Annotated in this window: 13 protein-coding genes and 3 pseudogenes; 3 read left to right on the top strand and 13 right to left on the bottom strand. The window is 49.9% G+C overall.

Features of this window, described 5'->3' with window-relative positions; all coding sequences use genetic code 11:
- The first annotated feature begins 10 nt into the window (after positions 1-10).
- Together NW212_RS05165 and yfcE are read left to right on the top strand one after the other, a co-directional pair.
- Positions 11-1192, top strand: a pseudogene (locus NW212_RS05165) (acyltransferase family protein).
- A gap of 274 nt (positions 1193-1466) precedes the next feature.
- Positions 1467-2021, top strand: coding sequence for a phosphodiesterase (gene yfcE, locus NW212_RS05160; RefSeq protein WP_258337576.1), 555 nt, complete (start codon positions 1467-1469; stop codon positions 2019-2021).
- Positions 2022-2106: 85 nt separating this feature from the next.
- Here yfcE and NW212_RS05155 read toward each other — a convergent pair whose 3' ends face one another.
- The 9 genes from NW212_RS05155 to NW212_RS05115 form a co-directional block, all read right to left on the bottom strand.
- Positions 2107-3549 carry a DUF5723 family protein gene (locus tag NW212_RS05155; protein ID WP_258337575.1) on the bottom strand — a complete coding sequence of 481 codons (1443 nt, stop codon included), beginning with the start codon at positions 3547-3549 and terminating at the stop codon, positions 2107-2109.
- 148 nt (positions 3550-3697) lie between these two features.
- Positions 3698-4474 carry a LytTR family DNA-binding domain-containing protein gene (locus NW212_RS05150; protein WP_258337574.1) on the bottom strand — a complete coding sequence of 259 codons (777 nt, stop codon included), beginning with the start codon at positions 4472-4474 and terminating at the stop codon, positions 3698-3700.
- A gap of 1 nt (position 4475) precedes the next feature.
- Entirely contained in the window at positions 4476-6509 is a 2034-nt protein-coding gene (locus NW212_RS05145; protein WP_258337573.1) for a histidine kinase, read from the bottom strand.
- A gap of 294 nt (positions 6510-6803) precedes the next feature.
- The gene (locus tag NW212_RS05140) at positions 6804-8102 is read right to left on the bottom strand and encodes an alginate lyase family protein (RefSeq protein ID WP_258337572.1); all 1299 of its coding nucleotides are present in this window, start codon (positions 8100-8102) and stop codon (positions 6804-6806) included.
- Between the two features lie 11 nt (positions 8103-8113).
- The gene (locus tag NW212_RS05135; RefSeq protein WP_258337571.1) at positions 8114-10159 is read right to left on the bottom strand and encodes an IPT/TIG domain-containing protein; all 2046 of its coding nucleotides are present in this window, start codon (positions 10157-10159) and stop codon (positions 8114-8116) included.
- Positions 10160-10194: 35 nt separating this feature from the next.
- Positions 10195-11403 carry a DUF5013 domain-containing protein gene (locus tag NW212_RS05130; RefSeq protein ID WP_258337570.1) on the bottom strand — a complete coding sequence of 403 codons (1209 nt, stop codon included), beginning with the start codon at positions 11401-11403 and terminating at the stop codon, positions 10195-10197.
- Positions 11404-11437: 34 nt separating this feature from the next.
- A complete protein-coding gene (locus NW212_RS05125) occupies positions 11438-13225 on the bottom strand; it encodes a RagB/SusD family nutrient uptake outer membrane protein (RefSeq protein WP_258337569.1) in 1788 nt (595 codons plus the stop codon).
- A 20-nt stretch (positions 13226-13245) separates the two neighbouring features.
- The gene (locus tag NW212_RS05120; protein WP_258337568.1) at positions 13246-16494 is read right to left on the bottom strand and encodes a TonB-dependent receptor; all 3249 of its coding nucleotides are present in this window, start codon (positions 16492-16494) and stop codon (positions 13246-13248) included.
- Positions 16495-16529: 35 nt separating this feature from the next.
- Positions 16530-17045 carry an RNA polymerase sigma factor gene (locus NW212_RS05115; RefSeq protein ID WP_258337567.1) on the bottom strand — a complete coding sequence of 172 codons (516 nt, stop codon included), beginning with the start codon at positions 17043-17045 and terminating at the stop codon, positions 16530-16532.
- Positions 17046-17431: 386 nt separating this feature from the next.
- On the opposite strand from NW212_RS05115, the gene NW212_RS05110 reads away from it, so the two are divergent.
- Positions 17432-20086, top strand: a complete 2655-nt coding sequence (locus NW212_RS05110) for a valine--tRNA ligase (protein WP_258337566.1) — start codon at positions 17432-17434, stop codon at positions 20084-20086.
- An 882-nt stretch (positions 20087-20968) separates the two neighbouring features.
- On the opposite strand, the pseudogene NW212_RS05105 reads toward NW212_RS05110, so the two are convergent.
- The 4 genes and pseudogenes from NW212_RS05105 to NW212_RS05090 form a co-directional block, all read right to left on the bottom strand.
- Positions 20969-21874, bottom strand: a pseudogene (locus NW212_RS05105) (glycoside hydrolase family 43 protein); the annotation flags it as partial.
- A gap of 33 nt (positions 21875-21907) precedes the next feature.
- Positions 21908-23017, bottom strand: a pseudogene (locus NW212_RS05100) (glycoside hydrolase family 43 protein); the annotation flags it as partial.
- A 195-nt stretch (positions 23018-23212) separates the two neighbouring features.
- The gene (locus NW212_RS05095) at positions 23213-24046 is read right to left on the bottom strand and encodes a family 16 glycosylhydrolase (RefSeq protein ID WP_375337950.1); all 834 of its coding nucleotides are present in this window, start codon (positions 24044-24046) and stop codon (positions 23213-23215) included.
- A gap of 35 nt (positions 24047-24081) precedes the next feature.
- On the bottom strand, positions 24082-24402 hold the full coding sequence (locus NW212_RS05090) for a hypothetical protein (RefSeq protein ID WP_258337565.1): 321 nt from the start codon (positions 24400-24402) through the stop codon (positions 24082-24084).
- Positions 24403-24445 lie beyond the last annotated feature (43 nt).

Raw genomic sequence — 24445 nt, 5'->3', positions numbered from 1 at the left:
CAACTGCTATATGAAACACAACATCTATCTTGCCTCCAAGCCCCGCTATGAAATATTGGACGGCCTGCGCGGAGTGGCTGCCATGCTGGTCGTGTGCTACCACCTGCTTGAAACTTACTATCACGGAGGGACTGACCAACCCATCAACCACGGCTATCTTGCCGTAGACTTCTTTTTCGTATTGTCGGGATTTGTCATCGGATATGCCTATGATGACCGCTGGAACCAAATGTCGATGTGTGTGGGGATTCGTGAAACGCCGGCTCATCCGCCTGCACCCGATGGTGATATTCGGTTCGCTCTTCGGAGCCGCCCTGTTCTATTTCGGCCACTGCTCCAGTTTCCCGCTCATCGGAAACACGCCCTGGTATAAGACAGCGCTGATCATGCTGTGGGCATTCACGATGATTCCCATACCCAAATCGATGGATATCCGCGGATGGTCAGAAACCAATCCCCTGAACGGTCCGGCCTGGTCGCTGCAATGGGAATACCTCGCCAATTTTCTGTATGCCGTGCTGTTCCGGCACTTTTCACGGAAGGCACTGACTGCCTGCGTAGCAGTTTTCGGCATCATGACCCTTGTGCTTTGTCTGAACATCGATGTATTCGGCTTCCTTGCCGCACGCGATTATGCTGCCTACACAGTAGTAGGCGGATGGAGGCTGACGCCCGACCAGCTTCAGATAGGGCTGACCCGCCTGCTCTACCCCTTCTTCTGCGGACTGCTGCTGTCGCGCACCGGCAGGCTCATCAAAGTAAAAGGAGGATTCTGGTGGTGTTCGGCAATGATTGTCGTACTGCTTGGCATGCCCTGGATGGGAATGGGAGCAGAAGGCGGCGCACGATGGACGAACGGACTTTACGAAGCAGTCTGCATCCTGATCTTTTTCCCGCTCATTGTGTCCATCGGTGCCGGAAGCAGTGTAAAGGGAAGCACCTCGGAAAGCATCAACAAGTTTCTCGGCGACATATCCTTTCCGCTCTACACACCCATTATCCGCTGGTCTACATGCAGATGGCATGGGTGGAAAACCACAAGGATGCACCTCTCGGCACACACGTCTTTGTCGCTGCCGCTACATTTCTGCTTGCAGTCTTCATCGCCTATGCCGCATACCGGCTCTATGACATACCTGTCCGCGAATGGCTGAAAAACAAACTTTTCAAGCCTGCCCACAAACAGATATAACTTTGTTTCCGGACCATGAGCCGGCAACCGTGCCGGCAGGCTTGATCTGCACAAAAAGGAAGAGGCTGTACAATACCATTGTCCCCCTTTTTCATAAGCCAACCGATAGGAAGAGCCGTACGAAATGGTATCGGCACCTTGATTCCGCAAGAAAAGAAACAACCTGAACAATTATCAGACAATCCATTTCCGCCGCATTAATCTGCCGGTCCCGTTCGGTTATTCCAGCGAGATTGCGTAACTTTGCGGAAATCCAAACAAGAAGACAAGCATTATGAAATACCTGATTGTATCTGACATACACGGATCGCTCCCGGCACTGGAAAAGGTGCTGGAGTTTTACCGGCAAAGGCAGTGCGACATGCTCTGCATTTTAGGCGATATCCTGAACTATGGTCCACGGAACGGACTTCCGGAGGGACTGGATCCGAAAGGCATTGCAGAAAGGCTCAACGCCATGAACAATGAAATTGTCGCCGTCCGCGGCAACTGCGATTCGGAAGTGGACCAAATGCTGCTCGATTTTCCCATTCTGTCCGACTATACGCTGATAGCGGACAACGGGCAACGGCTCTTCCTCACTCACGGGCACGTCTACAACGAAGAAAAAATGCCGAGAGGAAAGCATGAAGCATTCTTCTACGGACATACACATCTGTGGAAACTGGAAGAAACAGACGGAAGGATAATCTGCAATACGGGATCGGTAACTTTCCCAAAAGGAGGAAACCCGCCTACCTTCGCTACATACGAAAACAATGTCACAACCGTTTACCGGCTGGACGGCGAAAAGCTGAAAGAACTGGCACTGCCGACAAAAAGCAAATAAAGAAAAGGTGTGCCGGTTCAATGCGGCACACCTCCTTAATAACTATCTGCAACGGCAACACCTGCCGTGATTTGTCGTTCTATTATCAGTTATTACTGGCTCTTGAAGCTCCCAACGGGAAAGAGAATCCAAAGAATCCGTTCACGCTCTTCGAGTTGTTTCCGAAATACATATAGTCTGTACCGACAAACAGAGGACCGAACTTCAGAGCAAGACCTATCGACTTGCCGGCAGCCTGAATCGGTGAATAGCTCACAGCCGCATTAAGCCAGTTCTTCGGACGGAACGTAGCCGAGAAAGTCAGCTCGTTCAGCGCTTTCGGCTGAACAAAACGGCAAGTGTACATGGCGCCTACACTCAGCTTGTTGTTGAACAGACCGTATTCACCGGCAAGCAGGATGGTAGAAGCAAGACGAGTCTTCAAATCGGCTTCCTTAGGATCTCCTTCCGCAAAGTCAAAACGTTCCAAAGAAAGGAAATCACCTCCGATATACTTGTCATAGTTGTCGCTGTTAATGGTTACATCTTCATTTCCGCTGACAGTGGCAATTGTAGTCGCGCTTTCTTTCCACTTCAAGAATCCCAAATCAAGCACAGCAGCAGAAACCGTCAGGTTATCCCACACCTTATAGCTTGCACCCAGGTCGATACCGAAACCGGTTCCAGAAATGCCCAAATCGCCGGCCTCAATGTCGAAGTCATCAATCATTCCATTCTGATCGAATGTCATGCCGCCACCTTTCAGGGTAGTCGTGATGCTTCCGTCAGCCTCATAACTGTAATGGCTTCCGTACCAGTCTTCAGGACTGAATTCTCCGGCTCTTGAAACATAGTCACTGTAGTTTCCGGAAATCTCTCCCGGATCAACTCCTGCCGGAAGGTTCGGAATCTCCAAGTCTACATCGAACCGCTTGATATTCATCTCCGCTCTGGCCAATCCCAAAAGCACCTTCACACGTCCGCCGACAGTCAGCTTATCCGTTACCTGACGAGAATATCCCAAGCCTACTTCAGCATAAGCGCTGACGTTCAGCTTCTGGTTTGCAATATTATACTGCTGTCGCGTACCGGCGAGATCTTCAATGGCAAAACCGTTCATGTTACGCATCATGCTAAACATATCACCCGACAATGATGCGCCGACATCCATGCGCAGGCCTACGTTTACGCTCCAGAAACCTTTGCCGCGATACCAGCCGAACGAAAGAATATCCGTATTGAAGTTCACGTTCAAGTTGTTTTCCCCTTTCAGCCTGTCAAACAGTTTGTTGTTCGAAAACAGATCTTCCCCTCCGTCAAGCACGTCAATGATATCACCTGTCCCCAATACATTAGAAGATGCACTAACATTCAACGAACCGATAATCGGAAAATTGAAATAGCCTCGTGTCGGCTGCAATCCCGGATTCATCTGAATACGGGTACTTGTACCCTCCATGAAATAAGAAGTACGAAGATACTGTGCCTGTGCAGCAGACGCAGCGCACACAAGCCCTGCCGCCAATAAAACTCTCTTACATTTTTTCATACCGCTTTGTATTGATTAACTTTTTTGCAAAATTAAACATTAGTTTCCAAATGCCAAATAGAACAAAGCCAAAACAAAAGCCAAAAGCCACCATTTGAGAATAAGCGGTCGAAAAAAGCGACTATCCGTATCAAATCAGCGACCAGTTTTAAAGCTGGTAGAAGCGTTCCATCATTATTTTCCGGTATTTTTTAGAAACCTGCAATTCCTCAACCGAGTTGAAGGGAGGATACATGATGCAGCGGTTTCCCTGCACCATAAGCAGATAATTCATGTTAATGATATACGACTGATGCACCTGCACAAACGAGTCGTCATACCCGCACAGACTTTCGGCCGTTGTGTTTCTTTTCAGCGGAATAAACACACCGCTGGCAAGAGCAGCCTCCCAGATCTTGCGTCCGGACAGATAACGGAAATAGCCGATGTCGGAAACACGGAGAATACGGAGATCTCCGGTGGGCGTCACCACCATAAACGACTTTTCGCTTGCCGGCAATCTGCATTCATTCCCCTTGACCGGCAACTGGCGTTCGGCATCCTCGCTTTGAGAAGCGGAAAGTATGCGGTCGACAACGATATCCAGCTCGGCCGAATCCACCGGCTTCAGCAGAAAATCGAAAGCGAAATTCCTCAACGCATCAATCAAATACTTGTCATAAGCCGTATAAAACACGATGTGCATATTCCAGTCCGTCACACGGCGCAGCCTGACCGCCGCATCCATCCCCAGCATATCCGGAAGCTCCACATCCAGAAACAGCAGATCCGGACGCTCCTTTTCCACCAGACGGATGCCTGCGCTCCCATTATGAGCTATCCCCACGACATTCAGCCTGCTGAAACGTCTCAATTCAAAACACAGATTGTCGATAGCCGCCTCTTCGTCATCCACAATCACGATTTTCAAAATGTTGTCGTTCATGTCATTCCATTTTTTTCAACGTATATGAATAATCCAACGGCACTTCATATTTTACTTCACACCCCATTGTGCCGTCGTCATCCACCTGCAAATTAGTAATTCCCATCACAATCGGACGGCGGTTATAAAAATTCAGCAGTTGGATAGTCTGTGTTATTACCTTCATGCCTGTACCTGTTCCGCGGTTTGCGCTTCTGTTCCGGTATCCCCCTCCGTTATCGCACACTTTCATGACAATGACGTCATCCCGCCGTTTCAGCGAAATCTTCAGCCATTTCTTCCCCTCTTTCATCCGCAACCCGTGTTTGATGGCATTTTCAACAGGAATCTGGAGCATCATTGCCGGCAAAAGCACTTTATCCGGCAAGATTTTACTGTCAACCTCCTGAACGAACTCAAAATCGCTTCCCAAGGCAGAACGTTCCAAAGCCACGTACGTATTCACGAAATCCAGTTCGTCGGCCAACGTTACAGCCAGTTTATCGGTCAGTTCCAGATTCCTGCGGAGCAGCTTGGTCAGGTTCATCAGGTTCCTGTTTTTCGACTCATCGCCGCGAAGGTTCATCTCCCTGTTAAGCAGGTTAAAGATAAAGTGCGGAGATATGCGGTTGCGTATGTTCTCAAGCCTCAACGAGGTTATGGCCGTATGAAGCCTCGTCTGCTCCATTTCCCGCTGCCTTTTGCGATGGAAAACGAGAGCCAAGGCCCCGCATCCCAACAGAAGCACCCCTACAATAATTCCCCAAAGCCACTGGTAGAGGCTCAGCACCTGATTCTCTTTCTGCTCGATAAAGAGCTCCTGTTTCATCAGCGTGCTGTCGCGCTTGTATTTCAACGCAATCTCAGCCGAACGCATCTTGATCCGCTCGTTTCTGACAGAATCATCTATTTCCCAATTGAGTTTCTGATACTCGTATGCGTTGCGCCAGTTTCCCACAGCCTCAAAATAATGCTGCAAATAACGGTTGCGGATGCGGATCATGTTCAGCTCCACCCCCTCCGTATCCTTTGTCAAGCTCAACAGATGCCTCGCCCGCGATGTGTTTCCCTGCTTGAGGGCCAGTTCAATCATCTGCGTATCAATATAGTAAAGAGCACTGAGGTTTTTGTTCTCCATGAAAAAACGCCGGCATCTGTCGAGGTAGCAGGAAGCCGAATCCGTCTGGTTCATCAGCATGAACACCTCGCCCAGATTGACCATTGTAAGATTCCGCTCAAACTCCATCTCAGGATGCGAATTGGTCAGAGCCAGCGAACGCCGGAAATACTCGAGCGCCTTCGGATAGTCCTGACGGTAATAATACGAGTTTCCCCTGTTGTTCAGGTACACGTGCTTCTCGTAAGGCTGCATTTCATCAAAATAAGCGGCCGCCAGATCATAATAGTAGTCGCATGTCCCGAAATCGCGCAGCTCCATATTCACCTGAGCCAGACCATAATAGATAGGGAAACGCTTTTTTTCTTCCATCCGTATGGAATCCGCCATCGAGAGCGCGTAATTATACCAGTAAGAGCCGAGATCCAAACGCCCCGTACGGATATAAGCGTCTGCAAGATTCAAGGAGATATTCAGCAACGGCTCCGACGCGCCTGCGTGGGAAGCGCACTGATAAGCTTTTTCAAAAGCCCACACAGCCGAATCGTAAACGGCAAAACGCCCGTAAAGATTTCCCTGCATATTATAGACATTCGCATACAGATCCCTTACACGCGCATCCGACGAATCGCGGGAGCAAAATGATCCGGCCATCCGAAGCAAAACCTTCGACGAATCGAACTCGGCGAGAAAAAGCTTTGACTTTGCCTTCAGAACCAACAGACTATAATACGACACACTGTCTTTAACCGAAGGAAGCAGACTGTCGACAGCAGCACATACCTCGCCCGGCCTTTCAGACGTATTACTTTCCAACCCCGCCATTAAATTCGCATACGGTTCATGCCTGCCTTCCGTGCCGCGGACCAAACATCCCGGCAGCAAAGAAAGCATGAAGAAAGAAATACATAAAAAAAGGAAAACATTCAATTTCTCCATTAAACTCTGACATATTTCTTCGTCGGCAAAAATAGGCAAAAGAAAATGAAGAACAAAAATTAACATCCCTTTTTTACAACCGTCAAACGATTTTTACAAATAGACAACCGCAAAATCCGGAATCTCAAAGCGACGAAAAGCAAACGGAAAGACACAAGAAAAGGCGATGAATTTTCCCGACGGTCCGCCGGAGAGCCTCTCCCGCAAATGGCAAAAAGGGAATGTGCCAAGACAGAAAACCCGTTTCTGCACCATGACACATTCCCGACGAAAAAAAGCAACAGTCAGTCCAGTTTAGTCACGAGCATACATCAACGTACCGAACCCCAAATTGTCGAATTCACCGCTGTTCGTGCCGTAATCACCTCCACCGCCTTCCGGAGCTTCATACTCCATCGCAAATTTCGTGTATTGGATGGCACTTTCGTCGACATTCTTTATCTTGGCATAGTGATAATACGGCAAAGCCCAGATCGGACGGCTGATTATCGCACGCGCATGAATCGAAGGATATTCCTCCGTAGCCGTTCCCCACGGGCCCTTATATTCGCGCGTGTAAGGAACATTGGGCACATCAAGCCCGGCATAGTCATACTTTGCCGTATATTCGCATCCTTTCAAAAACAGATTCTGCCCTCCATAACTGAAGAAGTCATCCCCTTGATTCCAGCACAACTGGCAGATTACTCCCATCAGCCCCTGGCACATGTAAGTATGTCCGGCATCACGGTTGCTTTCCTGCCACTGCGCAAGGTTAGAGTTTTCGCCGTCAAACACATGATAAATGGCCTTTGTGATGCAACCGTTGGTTTCTCCCACTTGGAAATGCTCGACGGCTTCATTATAGATGTCGCGGCGGTCGGCCAGAATGCCGATCCCCACCATTGAAGCGATGTTGCACAATCCCCAGTTAGCCCAATAATGTCCGGCCGGAGTATCATGATGCCTGTCGAGAAAATCCTTATTCATCGGATAGAACACATTGACCATCCAGTCCTGATAAGCCTTGAAGTCTGCATCCGCCCATCCTTCATAGCCACGCATCAATTCTCCTGCCACAGCAAACTGATAGCCATAGATTCCTGCCGCCAACGACATATCGGTCGTTCCATTGATAACCGTACAGGTAGAAGCCCAGCCGTTCAGGATTTCCACGGCCTTGTCGGCAAAGGCATTATCGCCCGAAATTTTCCAGCGGAGAGCCAGCTGATAGGCTGCCGCCACATCGTTGTATGCATACCTGTAGTTTTCGGCAGTCCCGCTGCCACGTGTGATGCTTGTCTGCGGATTCGGCACATAGCTTGTCTGCGCATGCGAATTGTTGACCAGCTTTTCATAACCTTCCGCCCATGGCGAACGTGTGAGATTGTCCTTGATGCGCTGGAAATCTTCCGGCGTGTGCAAGCCCCCGTTATGGATCATAGGCTCGGTTTCCGCCTTCAGCGGAATGACCAGCGAGTCGCTTGCCAGCGGAATCTTGTACAGATCCGTTTCCACGCCTGCCGGAAGATCCGGCAAATTTACTCCGTCGCCGCAGCCCGGCATTGCCAGGCTGAGAGCGAACATTGCTGCTATATAATACATCCTTCTCATTTTTTCAGTTTTTAATTTTGACTATTTCCCATATATTCAACTCTAAACGAATTAAACTTCACATAAGACTGCCGGTTGGTAAATGATCCGACAAAACCGATAGCTATTTCCTGTCTGCCGGGCAAAGCGAAGTCCACGACAATGTCCTTTACACCATCCACTGCCGTCTTAGCTATACAATCATTGCTACCCTCCGCAGTTACCTCAAACGATGCGTCATCAACAACCAGACAGGCCGACCCCGTTCCTCTGTTTCCCTGACCTTTTGGAGCATATTCTGCAACAGTACCCGTCAGTCTGTAATTTCCAGCCGGAACAGCAGTGCACTGGTAAATCCGTCCATTTGTCAAAGAATTCGGGAATCCCCAGTCTGTCTGCAATCCAAGAGAATTTCCTGCATTCAAATCATATTTAGGATTATGCTGCAGTCCAAAGCCTTCCATATTTGATCCTGAATTGTTCACTACAATCCAATCTGCGGGCCTTGACCATTCGCCTTGTCTTTCAAAATCTCCGTTGCCCTGCGCCAACGAGATAAACGGATGGCTGTAATTCTTCAATACATACGCCGTTACATCCATGCCATCAACCAGCGGTTTCAAGTTCATCCCCATAACCGGAGTTTCTATTCCTGCAAATGTCAGAGAAATGGCGCCATCAACAGATCCGGAAGGAACAAATGCCCTGATTTCCGTATCAGAAATAGCAACGATGCGAACCTCAGTTTCACCGAACCTCAGCACTACATTGTCTGAATCTGTTCCGAAGCCTTCGCCGGAAATTACGATTTCGTCACCTTCCTTGACCAAAGCCGTGGTTTCATCATGCAGGAAGCTGTCCGCATTAATCGCCGTAATCTTCGGAGTGGCCAATACCGTAAACAAAGCATTCTCGCCCAAATCAATCGATTTCCCTTTGACTGTCAAAGACAATGCCACAGATCCGGCATCCAGCGTTACCGGGACTTTGACTGTGATATTTCCGGATTCGGCATCCACCGAAGTCACCTCCGCCTCAGTTTCTCCGAACATGACCTTCACATCATCGGTCGTAACCCCCGCCAGATTCGAACAGACAAACGTCACATCACTTCCGGCATGAGCCTGAGAAACAGAAACCTTGTCAACGACTGGAGTAGCCATCACCGTATAAACAAGCGGATTTTCCGTTGCAACCGTTTCAAACGAGGTAGCTACAGACACCGTATATTCGCCTACAGCAAGGTCAGCAGGCAAGACAGCCACGATGGCCTCGTTAGTAGTTCTTTCAATATCTACAACTGCCTCCGCAACATTTGTCCCTTGAGCCAGTGTCACTCTGATCGGCTGAAGTTCCACATTCTCTTCCAGCAAATCCGGATTCAGATCCGTTCCGTTGACAGTGACTTCACTTCCGGCATAGCCTGATGTTACAGACAGTCCGGTGACGGCTGCATGTTGCAATACCGTAAATCCGTTCGTCAGAGGCACATTCACATTACGGTCAGAAATGGTCAGGGCTATCGGACCGCTCACGGCTCCTTCAGGAACCTTCACCGCGAACGATTCGGCCGAAGGAGCGCTTGTCAGCGCAGCAGCTTCTGATGTACCGCTAAACAGCACCGTATAGAACGCTTCGGATACGCCCAAATCATGTCCGGAGAACACAATCTCATCACCCACAAATCCGTAAACCGGATTCACATTCGTCACGCCCGGCTCTCCCAACACATCAAACATGTATTCCGTAGCCACAGTCTGTCCATACACATCCACCGTAATTTTTCCTGCAGTTGCCCCTTCCGGAACCTTCACCACAATCGCATTCTCACTTACAGAAACCACTTCTAGTTCTGTTCCGCCCATCGTCACCTTAACGGCATCCGCCATGATTCCGAACTCCGTGCCATTGATGGTGAACTCCGATCCCGTATATCCGGAAGCAGGCGAAATGCCCGTTACAGTCACCACGGGATCCTGATTCTGCAACATCACCACCGTCTGCCCTTCGTCATCACAAGCAACCATCACCGGAGCAGCAAACAACAGCGGCAATAAATAATAGTATATTCTTTTCATGATGTTTTGTTTAAGTTTATGAATTTATTCTTAGCCTATTCCAGAATCAGCTTGATGTCGCTCACCTTGAAATAGCTGTTGTTGCCGAATGTCGCAACGAAGCCAAAAGTCACCTCCGTATCTTCATCCAGCGTAAAATGAAGCGTTTCAACTCCCGGATTATCGTTGGACACGCTGTTGCTCGTGAAATATGCCGAAGCGATTATGCCGGACGCAGAAGCGATGCCTTCCAGGTCGGGCAGTTCAGCATTACCTTTCATCAGCACAATGCAGGCCTTGTTCGCCACATTACATTCCACATAACTGATTTCCATCGAATAGGTTCCGGCAGGAATGACCGTGCTCTGATACATCTTTCCGTTTGTTACGGAAGAAGCCGAACCGCTTCCGCCCCATCCGGCCTGCATGCCGAGCGAAGTTCCGTTGCCCGTAAACATGCCGCCCACTTTCCCTGCACTCTGGTCAGCATTCTTGTTTACGAACGACTTGGCCGCATCATTGACAGTCCACCCTTGCGGAACCGCCATACTCCGGTCCCCTTCCTGTCCGCTTATGTAAGGAATCTGCTGGAACGGTCTTGCATAATTCTCCAGATAGAAGATGGTAACATCTCCTTTCGACTCAGGATTCATCATCGCATCTCCCGTCAGCCTCATCCCGTTAATAGTGACGTATACGCTTCCCGAAGCGTAACCCGCAGGTGCAGTGGCAACGATGTGCTCCTCGTCAACCAGTTCAAAGTCAGCAGAAGTGCCGTTGAAGCTTACGGAAATTACGCTTGCATCCGTACCGAAGTTCGTTCCCGTGATGGTCACCAGATCACCGGCAGCAGCCACTCCTTCTCCCAGTCCGTTGTCGGAACGGACAGAAACGATTGTCGGTGTCGGCAGAACAGTAAAAGTAGCGACACTATCAACCGACTTGCCCCATACTTCGAGCGACACAGCTCCGGTGACGGCTGCATCCGGCACCTTCACCACGATGCGGTTATTCTTGCACATCAGCACACTGTCGGCCTCCACTCCGCCGAAGAATACTTTCACAGCCTCCACCTGATCGCCGAAATCGGTTCCCGTTATGAGGACACGCGACCGGATATATCCCTCGCTCGGCGAGATTCCGGTCGGTTTCGGCATAGGATACTCGTACATCTTGAAGTTGGCATCTTTCTCGCAACCTGCCATCAGCGCGGCAAAGACTGCCCACAAAGACAAACTTGACAAAAGGTTAAATATATTTTTCATATCTGTAATTCTATAAACGGATTAATCAGTTTTTTCAATAGCCCGGATTCTGCACCAGATTCGGATTCATTTCGATCTGACGTGACGGCAACGGCCACAGATAGTCAGTTTTGTCAACCGAAATTTCCGAGCTTCCCAAACATACGACACAAGTTACCGGAACATCCTCACCTGCCTGCACTTTTTCAGTTCCCCACACATAGTTGTTGGGCGAATAGAGATTGGCAATGGCATTCCCGTCATAATCCACGAAATCAGTCTTAAAGTCTGCATCACCCACTACCATTCCGCAACGCGATTCATTCAGTTCCGCTTCCATCTGTCCCCAGCGCTTCAAGTCATCATACCGGAAGCCCTCCATATAAAGTTCGATCGTGCGTTCACGACGGATTTCGGTCAGCATGTCCAGGCCGTTGCTTTGAACGAAAGCATTGCTCAGATGAGCCACCCCTCCACGGTCACGCAGCAGATTGATCGAACGGTCGAGCTGCCCGTCTTCGATGCGTCCGTTACGTTCGAACAGAGCCTCTGCATAGATCAGATACACTTCCGCCAGACGAAGCACCGGATAATTATGATGCTCATCCTTGTTGGCTACGGTGCGGCTTGTAATGGCAAACTTATAAGAAGTGTATCCGGAATTTCCTCCGGTCAGCGCAACGTTGTCTGTGCGCCCGATATACGACGCCAGACGATAGTCACGGTTGTCAAACTCCTCCCCGCGGTGTTCATACCCCTTGAAAAGCGGACTTTTTTCGACGGGCAGACCGTCACGGCACAAGAACATGTCAACCAGCTTGCGGCTTGCCGTCAGCTTCCAGATAGTCTGCGTGATTTCCTGTCCGGCGATACGCTGCGTATCATAAGTTGAATAGATGACAAACTCATGGTTCGTGTCTTTTCCTTTTCCGAACGGATTGCTGCTTTCGTCTTCGATGTTGAACAGGTAGCGGCTGCTCATGTAGTTTTCCATCTCAGCGGCATCAGCCTCATCAGCCGGCTCGCCGCTGGCATTGAAGTTCCAAAGGCTGTATGACGAGTCGCCCATCACATCCTCGCACAAGGAAACGGCCTCATCAAGGAAATCGTTCACCTGGTCGGAAGCAGGTCCGCCCGACCCCTGAAAATCGGTTGACGTGCCGTTGTATTTCCGCCACGTAGCTTCATAGAGCAGCACACGCGCCTTAAAGGCTTTTGCACCTCCTTTGCTGATACGCCCTTTATCGGAAGAAGGAATGCTCGCTTCGTTTGGAAGATATTCAATCGCCTTGTCCAGATCGGAAAGGATGAATTCGACAACGTCATAACGGCTGCTGCGCGATCCGTACAGCTCCGGAGAATCTACATCCAGCACCGCGGTTACGATAGGCACCCCGCCGAAATGCTGCAGCAGATAAAAATAAGTGTAAGCGCGGAAGAAATACCCTTCGCCCAGCGGCTGTTCAATGTCTTGCTGGCTGCCCGGATAAGCGGCGGCCTTCTGAAACAGCATGTTTGTGGCACGGATATTTCCGTAACAGTTGTCCCACCATCCGCTGTTGGCCGCAACCTGGATGGTTCCCGTCCCCACATCATTGTTGTTGCTGAAATAAGTGGAAAGGTCTGACGCACAGTCCATGTGGTCAAAAATCCCGTCATAACGGCACTGCCATCCGATAAGCTGGTTATAAAGGCCGAGAGCGTACTCGTTGAACTGCTCTGCCGTCTGGAAATAAACCAGATCCGTCTTTGCGTCCAGCGGCTCCAGATCAAGGAAATTGTCTGCGCAGGAAGAAAATGCGACAGCACCGGCACAAGCTGCTATATATATCAATTTTTTCATACTCAATTAAAGTTTATTAGTTACAAAGTGATATTCACGCCGAACGACCAGGTGCGGCTGAACGGATAACCGTTGTTGTTGGATGTTTCTCCCATTTCCGGGTCAAACCCGTCGGCAATGCTGGTAGCCTCCCAAAGGTCATTTCCAGAGAAATAGATGCGCACCTTTTCCAGTTTGGCCTTCCGGGTCCACACCTGCGGCAGCGTATAGCCCACAATCAGTGTCTTCAGGCGAATGTAACGGCTGTTCTGCAACATGAAGTCGTTGTTTTCATAGTTCCAGTGGGCACGATTCTGATGGGATGTCAGACGAGGATATTTGGCATCGGGATTGTCTTCCGTCCACGTCTGTCCGAGGAAGGTAGGATTCTGGTTGGTATATTGCGCATAGAACGGATAAGCCATCCAGCCGGTACGCATAATATACTGCTTGCCCACACCCTGGAACATTGCGCTTACATCAAACCCCTTCCAGTTCAGCCCGGCATTGATGCCGAACACATAATGCGGATTGGCATCGCCCACATACTGAAGGTCGCTGTCCTTGCTTCCGTCTGCCGTAATCTTCCCGTCACCGTTCAAGTCCAGACGTTTGGTATCACCCGGACGGAGCGCGTCGGACGAACCTTGCATCACATTCGACAAGGCCGCACCGCCATTGCCGTAAAGTGCATAATAACGGTCCACCTCAGCCTGGTCTTTGAAATAACCGTCTGTACGATAGAGGAAGAACGCATTGAGCGGATAACCGTTCACATTGTTCTTTCCGGCTCCATATGTGTCAGCCCCTTCCAGCTCTTTCAGCATGCTTTTCGTATCGCCCACGTTGAAATTCACAAAGTAAGACAGATCCTTCCAGTTGTCACGCCATCCTACGCTCAGCTCCCATCCTTTCACGTTCAGATGGCCGCTGTTTGTTTTCGGAGGAGTTCCTCCCAGCAAAGAAGGATAAGTGACTTGCGACAGCATTCCCTTATTGTCCTTGATGAAGTAGTCGAACGTAGCGGTAAGGCGGTTATCAAAGAAATTGATGTCAATACCGAAGTTCTTCTGAATAACCCGTTCCCATGTACGGTCGTAGCTGACCAGGCCGCTATATCCGCTTGACACGTGTGAAATGACGGGACTGCCCAGATAAGTCTGCCCCAGTCCGATGGTGCCCACATAGTCGAAATCACCCAATCCGGCATCGTTGCCCGAACTGCCGTAATTGAAGCGGATCTTGCCGAAGCTTACCACGGGAGTGACAAATTCCATGAATTTTTCTTTGGTAAAAGCCCATCCCACAGATACAGAGCCGAAGTTCTGGAACTTATGCCCCGGAGCGAACTTCGAGTTACCGTCCCTACGTCCCAGAAGCTCGAGCAGGTATTTCTCCTGATAGTCATAATTCACGCGCGCGATATACGAATAAGTGCCGTTCTGCGTTTTTCCCCCGCCGTTTCCCTGTGTGCCGGATGCCAGATTCAAATCATAGACGCCCGAGTCTTCAAAGTTCTCACGGGCAGCCACCAGCTTCTTTGTCACATACTTTTCGGCGTTGATGCCAATCATGGCCGATATGTTGTGTGAGCCGGCAAACGTATTCTTATACTTCAGCAAAGCAGAATAATACTGGTACAGCATATTGTTGGCCTGCGTCAGATATCCGGGGTTATGAGAATCCTTGATGTTCAGCACATCCGTAGGATAAGTGAGCGACTGCTGCGTGTTGTTCACGATTTCCGTTGCCGGATTTCCCCACCAGTCATAAGTCTGCACAGGAATCACGTAACGCTCCCGCCGGTATTCTTCGTTCTGAAACGACATCATACCCTCAAAGCTGATGCCCTTCCATATATCCACTATCGCTTTCAAGTCAACACGGGTGGTCAGGTTGGTGTTTTCATCTCGTCCGCCGTCAGATGTTGCCGCAGCAGGCTGACGGTCGCCCACTTTTCCGTAATTGGCATACCACTGGCCGTAAGGATTCTTGGCCGGGAAAAGCGGCGGTTCGTAACCGTAAAGCGTATTGTCAAGACCCGCAGACGGAGAAGAAGTGTTCGTCCGGACCATACTGGCCGCCGTTTCCAGCTTGAACCAGTCGGTCAGCTTGATGCCATAGTTCAAACGGAGGTTGATCTGTTTCTGTCCGTCGTATGCCGTGGCAAGATTACCCTGGTTGTCGGCATACAAGGCCGAAATACGATAGTCGCTCTTGTCGGTTGATCCCGAGATGCTCAAGTTATGCTGGTAAGAATAACGCGTGCGGAACATTTCGTCCTGGCGGCGCGAGTTGGCAAGAAAGATCTTTTCCCCCCAATCGGTATGGTTTATGGTATAGATTCCTTCATACCCCGACTGCATCAGAAGCAGATTCTCTTCGTTCAGCCATCCCCACCAGTTCTTGATGGTTTCTTCCTTGTTCGCCTCCAGCCATACGGTGGCATATTCCTGCATCGTCGGAGAGAACGCAGTGATGCCGTCTGTGGTGAAACGCATGTTGAAGTCATAGTTGACATTGACTTTTCCTTTACCTTTTTTGGTGGTGACAAGTATGACACCGTTTGCAGCCTTCGCTCCATAGATAGAAGCCGAACCGTCTTTCAGCACGCTTATCGTTTCTATATCATCGGGGTTCATGTTCTGGAAAGAAACGCCGTTCAAGGCCGGAACACCGTCAATCACGATCAGCGGAGAACCTCCATTTACGGACGTTGCGCCACGGATCTGGAAAGCAATGCCTTCGTTACCCGGACGGGACGAGGCACGCGTAACGGTCAAACCCGGAGTCTGTCCCTGCAAGGCCAGACCGACATTGGTAACGGCACGGCTCTCAAACACTTTTTCATCCACCTGGTCAATAGCGCCGGTCAGTGTGGTCTTCTTCTGCACACCATAACCAACCACAACCACTTCATCAAGCACCTTATTGTCTTCTTTCAGGACAATCCGGTTCAACTCTTTGCTGGAAGCCGGAAAAGAGGCCGTCTGATAACCGATATACGAAATTTCAATAACCGCATTCCGCGATGAAACGTTCAGCACAAAATTGCCGTCAATATCTGTTATCACGGCATTCGTGGTTCCCTTCTCAACCACATTGGCTCCAATCACAGTTTGCCCCGAAGGGTCAAACACCTGGCCTTTCACCGTTATTTTCTGCATGGCCGTCTGTGCATGGAAAGTTCCGGCATCAGCCGGCAAAACTCCTCCCGCCAGAATGGCAGAAGCCATGAATGCAGAAAAAAGCAGTTTCTTAGACGAAAAGACTAACAAATCATTTTTCATACAATTAAATTTAATAACACATTATATACATCATATCATATACATTTTCTGAGAAACTCGCGCACCTGCCGCCGGCCGGCCAGCAGATGGCCCTCGACTGTACGTTTCGACAAGTTCAGGCTTTCAGCAATCTCATCCGCCGTCATTTCGCCGAAACGGGACATCCGGTAAATGGTACGGCACTTGCGGGGAAGACACTTCACTTTTCTCAGCTCCACCTGCAACAGATCGCCGGCAATCACTTCGCTTTCCGCATCCTGTACGGAAGCGGAAAGTCCTTCCATCAAATAAGCTGAGATTTCCTGATGTCTGCAATGACGGCGCAGCCAGTCGGTCGCCAAGTTTCTTGCTATGGTAAAAAGGAAATGACGCACCGTTTCTTCATTCAGCATTCTGCGATATTCCAGCAGGCGGAGGAAAGCATCGTGTGTCAGATCTCTCGAATCTTCCTCACATTCCACCTTTCTCAGGATGTACCGGTAAACGCTGTCCCGACACTCGCGATAAGTGCGGTCAACCAGCAAATAGGATGCGTCAGATGAGCTTTTCATAATATCTTTGTTCTTGTTACTGACGCAAAAGTATGCCAAACAAGCAAAAACGCCCCGTATTATAGTAACAATTGATGCAACATTTGTAACAAATGAATACATCCGCACTCAAAAAGGGAGTATAAGCCATCAGGAAAGGTTTCCGCCGCCCACCGGAGCCCCTCAAAAACATGACGGGACAAGTTGCTCAACGTGATGGGAAAGATTGGTCAAGATGACGGCTCATTTTATAAAAATAACGGCTCATCTTTTGAAGCCTCTCTCCAAAGGAAATCCGGGAGCCGGAAAATTCCGCCCCTACTGTTCTTCCTTTCCATTTAAATTATTAATTTTGCGGCTGATTACATGAAACCCAAACGGAAAATAATCATTAGATACATATACAAATGGAATTAGCAAGCAAGTACAATCCCGCCGATGTGGAGGGAAAGTGGTACCAGTATTGGCTGGACAACAAACTTTTCAGTTCGAAACCTGACGGACGTGAACCTTACACCATTGTCATTCCGCCTCCTAACGTGACGGGAGTCCTCCATATGGGACACATGCTGAATAATACCATTCAAGACATTCTGGTACGCCGCGCCCGCATGATGGGGAAAAACGCATGCTGGGTGCCGGGAACCGACCATGCTTCGATCGCTACCGAGGCCAAGGTGGTGAACAAGCTGGCGCAGCAGGGCATCAAGAAGACTGACCTTACACGCGAGGAGTTTCTGAAACACGCATGGGCGTGGACAGAAGAACACGGGGGCATCATCCTGAAACAGCTCCGCAAGCTCGGAGCTTCGTGCGACTGGGACCGCACGGCATTCACCATGGACGAAACCCGAAGCAAGAGCGTAATCAAAGTCTTCGTAGACCTGTATAACAAGGGACTGATTTACCGCGGCGTGCGCATGGTGAACTGGGATCCGAAAGCACTGACCGCCCTGAGCGACGAGGAGGTTATATATAAGGAAGAGCACAGCAAGCTGTATTACCTTAAATATTATGTTGCCTCCTCAACTCCCTCCGAGGGGGCTTCCTACGCCGTAGTCGCCACCACCCGTCCCGAAACAATCATGGGAGATACGGCCATGTGCATCAATCCGAACGACCCGAAGAACCAGTGGCTGAAAGGCAAGAAAGTGATCGTTCCGCTGGTAAACCGCGTAATCCCGGTGATTGAAGACGAATACGTGGATACAGAGTTCGGAACAGGATGTCTGAAGGTGACTCCGGCCCACGATGTGAACGACTACATGCTGGGCGAAAAGCACAACCTGCAGAGCATCGACATCTTCAACGACAACGGAACCATCAGCGAAGCCGCGGGACTGTACGTAGGCATGGACCGCTTTGCCGTGCGCGAACAGATTGAAAAAGACCTCGAAGCAGCCGGACTGCTCGAAAAGGTGGAAGCCTATACAAACAAGGTGGGCTTCTCCGAACGTACCAACGTGCCCATCGAGCCGAAGCTTTCCATGCAGTGGTTCCTGAGCATGAAGCATTTTGCCGACATGGCTCTGCCTCCGGTGATGAACGACGAACTGAAATTCTACCCGCCGAAATACAAGAACACTTACCGCAACTGGCTGGAGAACATCAAGGACTGGTGCATCAGCCGCCAGCTTTGGTGGGGACACCGCATCCCGGCCTGGTATTTGCCGCAAGGAGGATTCGTTGTTGCCGAAACACCGGAACAGGCTCTTGAACTGGCGAAAGCAAAGTCGGGCAATCAGGATCTGAAAGCGGAAGACCTGCGCCAGGATGAAGACTGCCTCGACACATGGTTCTCTTCATGGCTGTGGCCGATTTCGCTGTTCAACGGAATACTTGACCCGCACAACAAGGAAATAGACTACTACTATCCTACCAGCGACCTGGTGACGGGACCGGACATCATCTTCTTCTGGGTGGCGCGCATGATTATGGCGGGATACGAGTACATGGGCGACATGCCGTTCAAGAACGTGTACTTCACCGGCATCGTGCGTGACAAGATCGGACGCAAGATGTCGAAATCGCTCGGAAACTCGCCCGACCCGCTGGAACTGATCGACAAGTACGGAGCCGACGGCGTGCGCATGGGAATGATGCTTGCCGCTCCTGCCGGAAACGACATTCTCTTCGACGAGGCTCTCTGCGAACAGGGACGCAACTTCAACAACAAGATATGGAACGCCTTCCGCCTCGTCAAGGGATGGCAGGTGGCTGAAACGGAACAGCCGGAATATGCACGCCTGGCAACCGACTGGTTTGAGGCGATGCTTGCCCGGACAGCAGAAGAGCTGAACGACCTGTTCGGCAAATACCGTCTGAGCGAAGCGCTGATGCTGGTTTACAAACTCTTCTGGGACGAGTTCTCAAGCTGGTACCTGGAACTGGTGAAACCGGCCTACGGACAGCCCATCGACAGCATCACTTACGGAAAGACACTGGCCTTTTTCGAAACGCTGCTGAAGCTGCTCCACCCGTTCATGCCGTTCATCACCGAAGAGCTGTGGCAGCACATCTACGACCGCAAGCCGGGCGAAAGCATCATGTGCAGCCCTCTCAACGCATTACAGGCCGAAGCTTCAGACGCTCAGGATGCATTGCTGAAACGGTTTGAAGAGTTCAAGGAGATTGTCAGCGGAATCCGCACCATCCGCCAGCAGAAAAACCTCGCACAGAAAGAACCGCTGGAACTGCAGATCGTATCTTCAAAAGGACTTGACGGAGAAGGATGGGGCGAGGCTCTCGCCAAACTCTGCAACCTGTCTGGCATAAAGGCCGTCGAAACAAAATCAGAAGGAGCCGCAGCATTCATGGTAGGAACAACCGAATATGCCGTTCCGCTGGGCAACCTGATCAACGTGGAAGAAGAGCTGAAAAAGCTGGAAGCCGACCTGAAATACCAGGAAGGATTCTTGCAGAGCGTGCTGAAAAAGCTCGCCAACGAGAAGTTCGTGAGCAAGGCTCCCGCAAACGTCATCGAAATGGAACGCAAGAAACAGGCTGACGCAGAAACAAAGATCGCCGCACTGAAGGAAAGCATCGCTGCATTGAAAAAATAGAAAGAAAAGCCCCTCCAAACCTCCCCCGAAAGGGAGGCTTCAGGGAAGCAGACTTAGAAACTGTTTTGAATTTATCGTGTGCTGATTTGGGATGAGTTTTTGAGGCATTTCCGTTTGTGTGATGAGGAAGATAGCGGGCTATCTGACGAAGAACAGAAGCGGAAAAGACCAAAAAATAGCCCAAAGCACACACGAAAACGAACACATCAAGCCAAGAAAAACTTTTTGGAGAAATTCAAAACAGTTTCTTAATAAGCTCCCTCTCGGGTAGAAGCGTGTGTCCAGACAAGCAACCGGACCCACGCTTCTTTTTTTGACAGTCTGTCATGCAATCTGACACATTTTCACGAAAACTGACAAACAGACATTATCCCGTCCTCCCCCTTCCATACCTACAGACCGAAAAGTTGATTTACATCAATAATTTGCTGTTTCAACTCATTTTTATGCTATAAAACATATTTACGTACAAAAAAGGCATTATCTTTGCATCGTATTAGACGAACAGAAGTTCAAGAAACAGGATAACAGAAAAGAAAAGGTCCTCCGCGAGGAGCGCCAGAAATACTAAACTAGGTATTAGATAGAATACACAAAGTAACTAACTAAAGCAAATGAAAGGGTAACAATTATGAAAAAGGTAAAAAGTATTTTCAAGCAGATTTCAAAAGCAGATCCTATGATCTGGGGTTACGTAATGCTGAGTGAAAACACTCGCACGAAGTAACCCGATGCCGAGGCGGAACTTTCCGATAAAGCATCGTTGAAAAAAGAATCCGACGACCGTCAAGGTCTTGACATATAAAAGGTCCGGAAAGCAATGATTCGATAAAGAATCGGCTTTCCGGACCTTTTTTCCGTTCCGTTTAAGGAAGTCGCGGATCAAGGCTTATACTCCTTGCCCACAACCAGTTTGTCGCCGGTAAGATCGACTTCAAACAGATGAGGCACACGGATGTAGTTTCCGTTGTCGTTATAATGACTGTGCACAGCCATCAGCCATTTGCCGCCAAATGTCTTGAACAGCATTCCATGGCCGAAATCCGGCGGAGTTATCGGATCCTTTTCCTGCACCCACGGCCCGTCGAGCGTACCGCTCTTTGAATAGGCCACTCCCTGTGTGTACACGTCACGTATCCAGCTTGTCCAGATCATTCCCAGACGTCCGGTATCGGTGCGGAACAGATAAGGCCCGTCTGTCACCCGGTTCGGTCTGACACTGCCGTCGGCGGTCGCCTCACGGCTCCAGGGCGAATCGCTTGCCCGGAACAGAAGCTTGCCTTCGCCAACCGATCCGCTCAGATCCGGCTTCAGTTCGATTTTCTCAATGGTTCCGTTGTTGTTCTGCAACCATTCGTGGCAGTAAACCATATAAGGCTTTCCGTCCTTGTCCACCCAGAATGTTCCGTCGAGCGTAGACTTTCCGGCAGGCAGATAAACCGGATCCTCCATCGGCCCGTAAGGCCCGTAAGGACGGTCGCTCACAAGCACATGGCTTGCACGGCGTTCAACCGGCGTTCCTCCAACCGTATCAATCTTTATGGCAGGATTGGTGAAAGTGGCGAAATAATAATACTTGCCTTTATACGCATGAAGTTCGGCAGCCCAGATCATCGGATCCGCCCCCATCCACGAAGCAGTGTCAATCCGAACCACATCAAACGGCCCTTCCCACAGCTTCAGTTCCTTGCTCTTCCACATTTTGCCTCCCGTACCGGTCATGTAATAAGTTGCCGTCTTGCGGTCGGGCAGAATGCACGGGTCGCTCAGCAGGATGGAATCCGTCGGAATCAGATTCTTTTCCTCCAGCTTTCCATTAGAAAAATCATCCAAGGTCCAGCTGTCAAACCACTTGATTACCGGCGTTCCGTCGCGGAAAAGAATCGGAAGCCAGATATACCGTGCATCGCTCGGATGTTCCGGACGCCAGTTGTCGGCCATAAACATGAAAGCATCTTTCTTTCCGGGAATCGGAAGCACGTATGTGCTCTGTCCGTGGAATGTGAGGTCCGCATCATCGCCCATACATGGATTAGGATGCTGCGTCCAAGGCCCCCAGATGCTCGGAGCGGAAAACATGCGCGCTTCATTAGGCTCCCATCCCGTACAGCCGGAAGTGATCATCCAATATGTCCCGTCTTTTTTAAATATTGCCGGAGCTTCATTATGCCCCGCGGGAGCGATGCGTATATATTTTCCCGTATGGCTCAAATAGTCGTCGCTCAGCTCGGCGATGTGCAGGGTCAGGTTGTCTTCCGAAGAATAGATGTGGTAGGCCTTTCCGTCGTCGTCGACGAACAACTGCATGTCGCGCGCCATCTGTCCCCCCTCCAGGTCACGCTTCACGAAAAGTCCCTTGGCTATGGCATCGTACCACGTGGGAGTCCACCATGCCTTATATTTCTCCACATCCAGCGTATCGAATACCGCGCGCTGCTCTTCCGTCATGTCGAAGGGAAGTTTTCCCGGATTGATACGTCCCGAACGGAGATACTTGAAAGGTCCTGTCGGGCTGTCGGCAACAGCTACAGCCGAACGGGCGGCCGCATACCCCTTCCCTTTCAGCTCCAGATGGAACCACATGACAAATTTCCCGGTCTTTTCGTTATAAATCACCTTCGGACGTTCCATCACGCACCCTTGGGCGATATCGCTGGTTTCATCGCCGGTGACCACAGGCAGCACGGCTCCCTCATTTTTCCAGTCGGTCAGGTTCTTCGACGAATAACACATGATGCCTACCATCGCCGCGCTTGTCGTGTCCGACTTGTTTTCGCCATACCAATAAAAAGTGCCGTCATGATAAAGGATTCCTCCTCCATGCGCGTTTACATGCACGCCCTTATCATCCGGCCATATCTCTCCGGGACGAATCTCTCCCGCTTCCTTCTGTCCCGAACACGAAGAAAACGCCAGGGCAACAAGACACATTGCCCACGCCAATAAAGTTGTCTTTTTCATGGTTAATAAGTAGATGTTGAGAATTTGTTTATACAAGATCTGTCTGTTCTGAAACGCAGATCAACGCGGATTTTCGCAGATGATTGCACTGATTATCTGCGTTAATCTGCGAAAATCCGTGTTTCTGATAATATCATTTGATTTTGCACGCTTACTTAATAATTTCTATTGATACACCCTCACATAATCAATTTCATAACGCATCGGATAAGCCTCATCCGAAACTTCTCCGCCGTTGTCGCCGCCTACCGCCAGGTTCAGCAGCACATAATGAGGCTGCATAAACGGATTCTTACCTTCGCCCAGTTTCCCGTTGAACGTATCCTTCAGCAAGATTTCATTGAGCAGCTCGTCGTCAAGATAAAGGCGGATGGCCTCCTCATCCCAGTCCATTCTCCAGATATGGAACTCTGAAGCCCAATCGGGATCCTTCTCCAGAAAATGGGCGAAAGGAACCGCCTTGCTGTTCCATTTAGCAACATAACGCTGATCCGTTCCCCATGCAGCGTTTGCCAGAATGTGCGGAACGCCCTGCTTGCGGTAAAACTCCATGATGTCAATCTCACCGTTTGACGGCCATTCCATCGCATTGCCCAATGTCCAGATGGCCGGCCATGCGCCTTTTCCGACAGGAATACGGGCACGCACGACAAAACGTCCGTACATAAACTCTTTCTTCCCCGAGGTGTTGACCGAAGAAGAAGTGCATTCAATCGAGTCGCGCGACGTACGCCAGTCCGTACTCCCCTTCCTGTACCACGGATTGGGACGCTTCTCCTTCCGTGCTTCAATCACCAGCAGCCCGTCCCTGCAATAAGCGTTGTCCGGCTGGTACCACTGCAGTTCGTGATTCCGGGCAAAGCCGTTTTCATAGTTCCACACACAAGTGTCGAGCCTGCCGTCGGCATTGAACTCGTCACTCCAAACCAGTTTGTAGTCTTTCTGCGCAAAAGATGCAACGGCACAGAAAGACAATAACAGCCCCATTAATTTTTTCATGCAAATATTCTTTTTTCTATATCTGACAAAGTAAATCATTTCTTCGTAACGGAACAAATCACCTGCGCATTTTGCGGAAGTTTTTCAACCAGTACTCCGTACTCGAAGACCGTAGCGGCCGGAGCCAGGGTTGGACGAATCTCCACATCCAGATGATACGTTCCTCCTTCCTGATAGAATGCATAGCTGCATTCCGGAACATTACGAGAACTCTCTTTTCCCAACAAAAGCGTGTAGGCAGAGAAATCGATGTCAAGAAGCCCGTTTACCGATGCATCAGACTCAGACACAAACTCCAGCAGCTCTTCCTGGGAACGGATAGTATGAAAATCGCCGACATTCAGACTGCTGTTCAAAGAACAGTTGTATTCTTCTGCTATCGGCAGAGCTATTCTGTCG

It is taken from the genome of Bacteroides sp. ET225, assembly GCF_024733745.1.
GTDB lineage: Bacteria > Bacteroidota > Bacteroidia > Bacteroidales > Bacteroidaceae > Phocaeicola > Phocaeicola excrementipullorum.
Note: the sequence above shows the minus strand (reverse complement) of the source record. Positions and strands in the feature narration are given on the sequence as shown.

Excerpts from the sequence above, each read along its gene's own strand:
- NW212_RS05130 (WP_258337570.1), bottom strand. The coding sequence starts at position 11,403 with ATGAAAAATATATTTAACCTTTTGTCAAGTTTGTCTTTGTGGGCAGTC.
- NW212_RS05140 (WP_258337572.1), bottom strand. The coding sequence starts at position 8,102 with ATGAGAAGGATGTATTATATAGCAGCAATGTTCGCTCTCAGCCTGGCA.
- NW212_RS05110 (WP_258337566.1), top strand. The coding sequence starts at position 17,432 with ATGGAATTAGCAAGCAAGTACAATCCCGCCGATGTGGAGGGAAAGTGG.
- NW212_RS05155 (WP_258337575.1), bottom strand. The coding sequence starts at position 3,549 with ATGAAAAAATGTAAGAGAGTTTTATTGGCGGCAGGGCTTGTGTGCGCT.
- yfcE (WP_258337576.1), top strand. The coding sequence starts at position 1,467 with ATGAAATACCTGATTGTATCTGACATACACGGATCGCTCCCGGCACTG.
- NW212_RS05125 (WP_258337569.1), bottom strand. The coding sequence starts at position 13,225 with ATGAAAAAATTGATATATATAGCAGCTTGTGCCGGTGCTGTCGCATTT.
- NW212_RS05145 (WP_258337573.1), bottom strand. The coding sequence starts at position 6,509 with ATGGAGAAATTGAATGTTTTCCTTTTTTTATGTATTTCTTTCTTCATG.
- NW212_RS05135 (WP_258337571.1), bottom strand. The coding sequence starts at position 10,159 with ATGAAAAGAATATACTATTATTTATTGCCGCTGTTGTTTGCTGCTCCG.
- NW212_RS05115 (WP_258337567.1), bottom strand. The coding sequence starts at position 17,045 with ATGAAAAGCTCATCTGACGCATCCTATTTGCTGGTTGACCGCACTTAT.
- NW212_RS05150 (WP_258337574.1), bottom strand. The coding sequence starts at position 4,474 with ATGAACGACAACATTTTGAAAATCGTGATTGTGGATGACGAAGAGGCG.
- NW212_RS05120 (WP_258337568.1), bottom strand. The coding sequence starts at position 16,494 with ATGAAAAATGATTTGTTAGTCTTTTCGTCTAAGAAACTGCTTTTTTCT.
- NW212_RS05095 (WP_375337950.1), bottom strand. The coding sequence starts at position 24,046 with ATGAAAAAATTAATGGGGCTGTTATTGTCTTTCTGTGCCGTTGCATCT.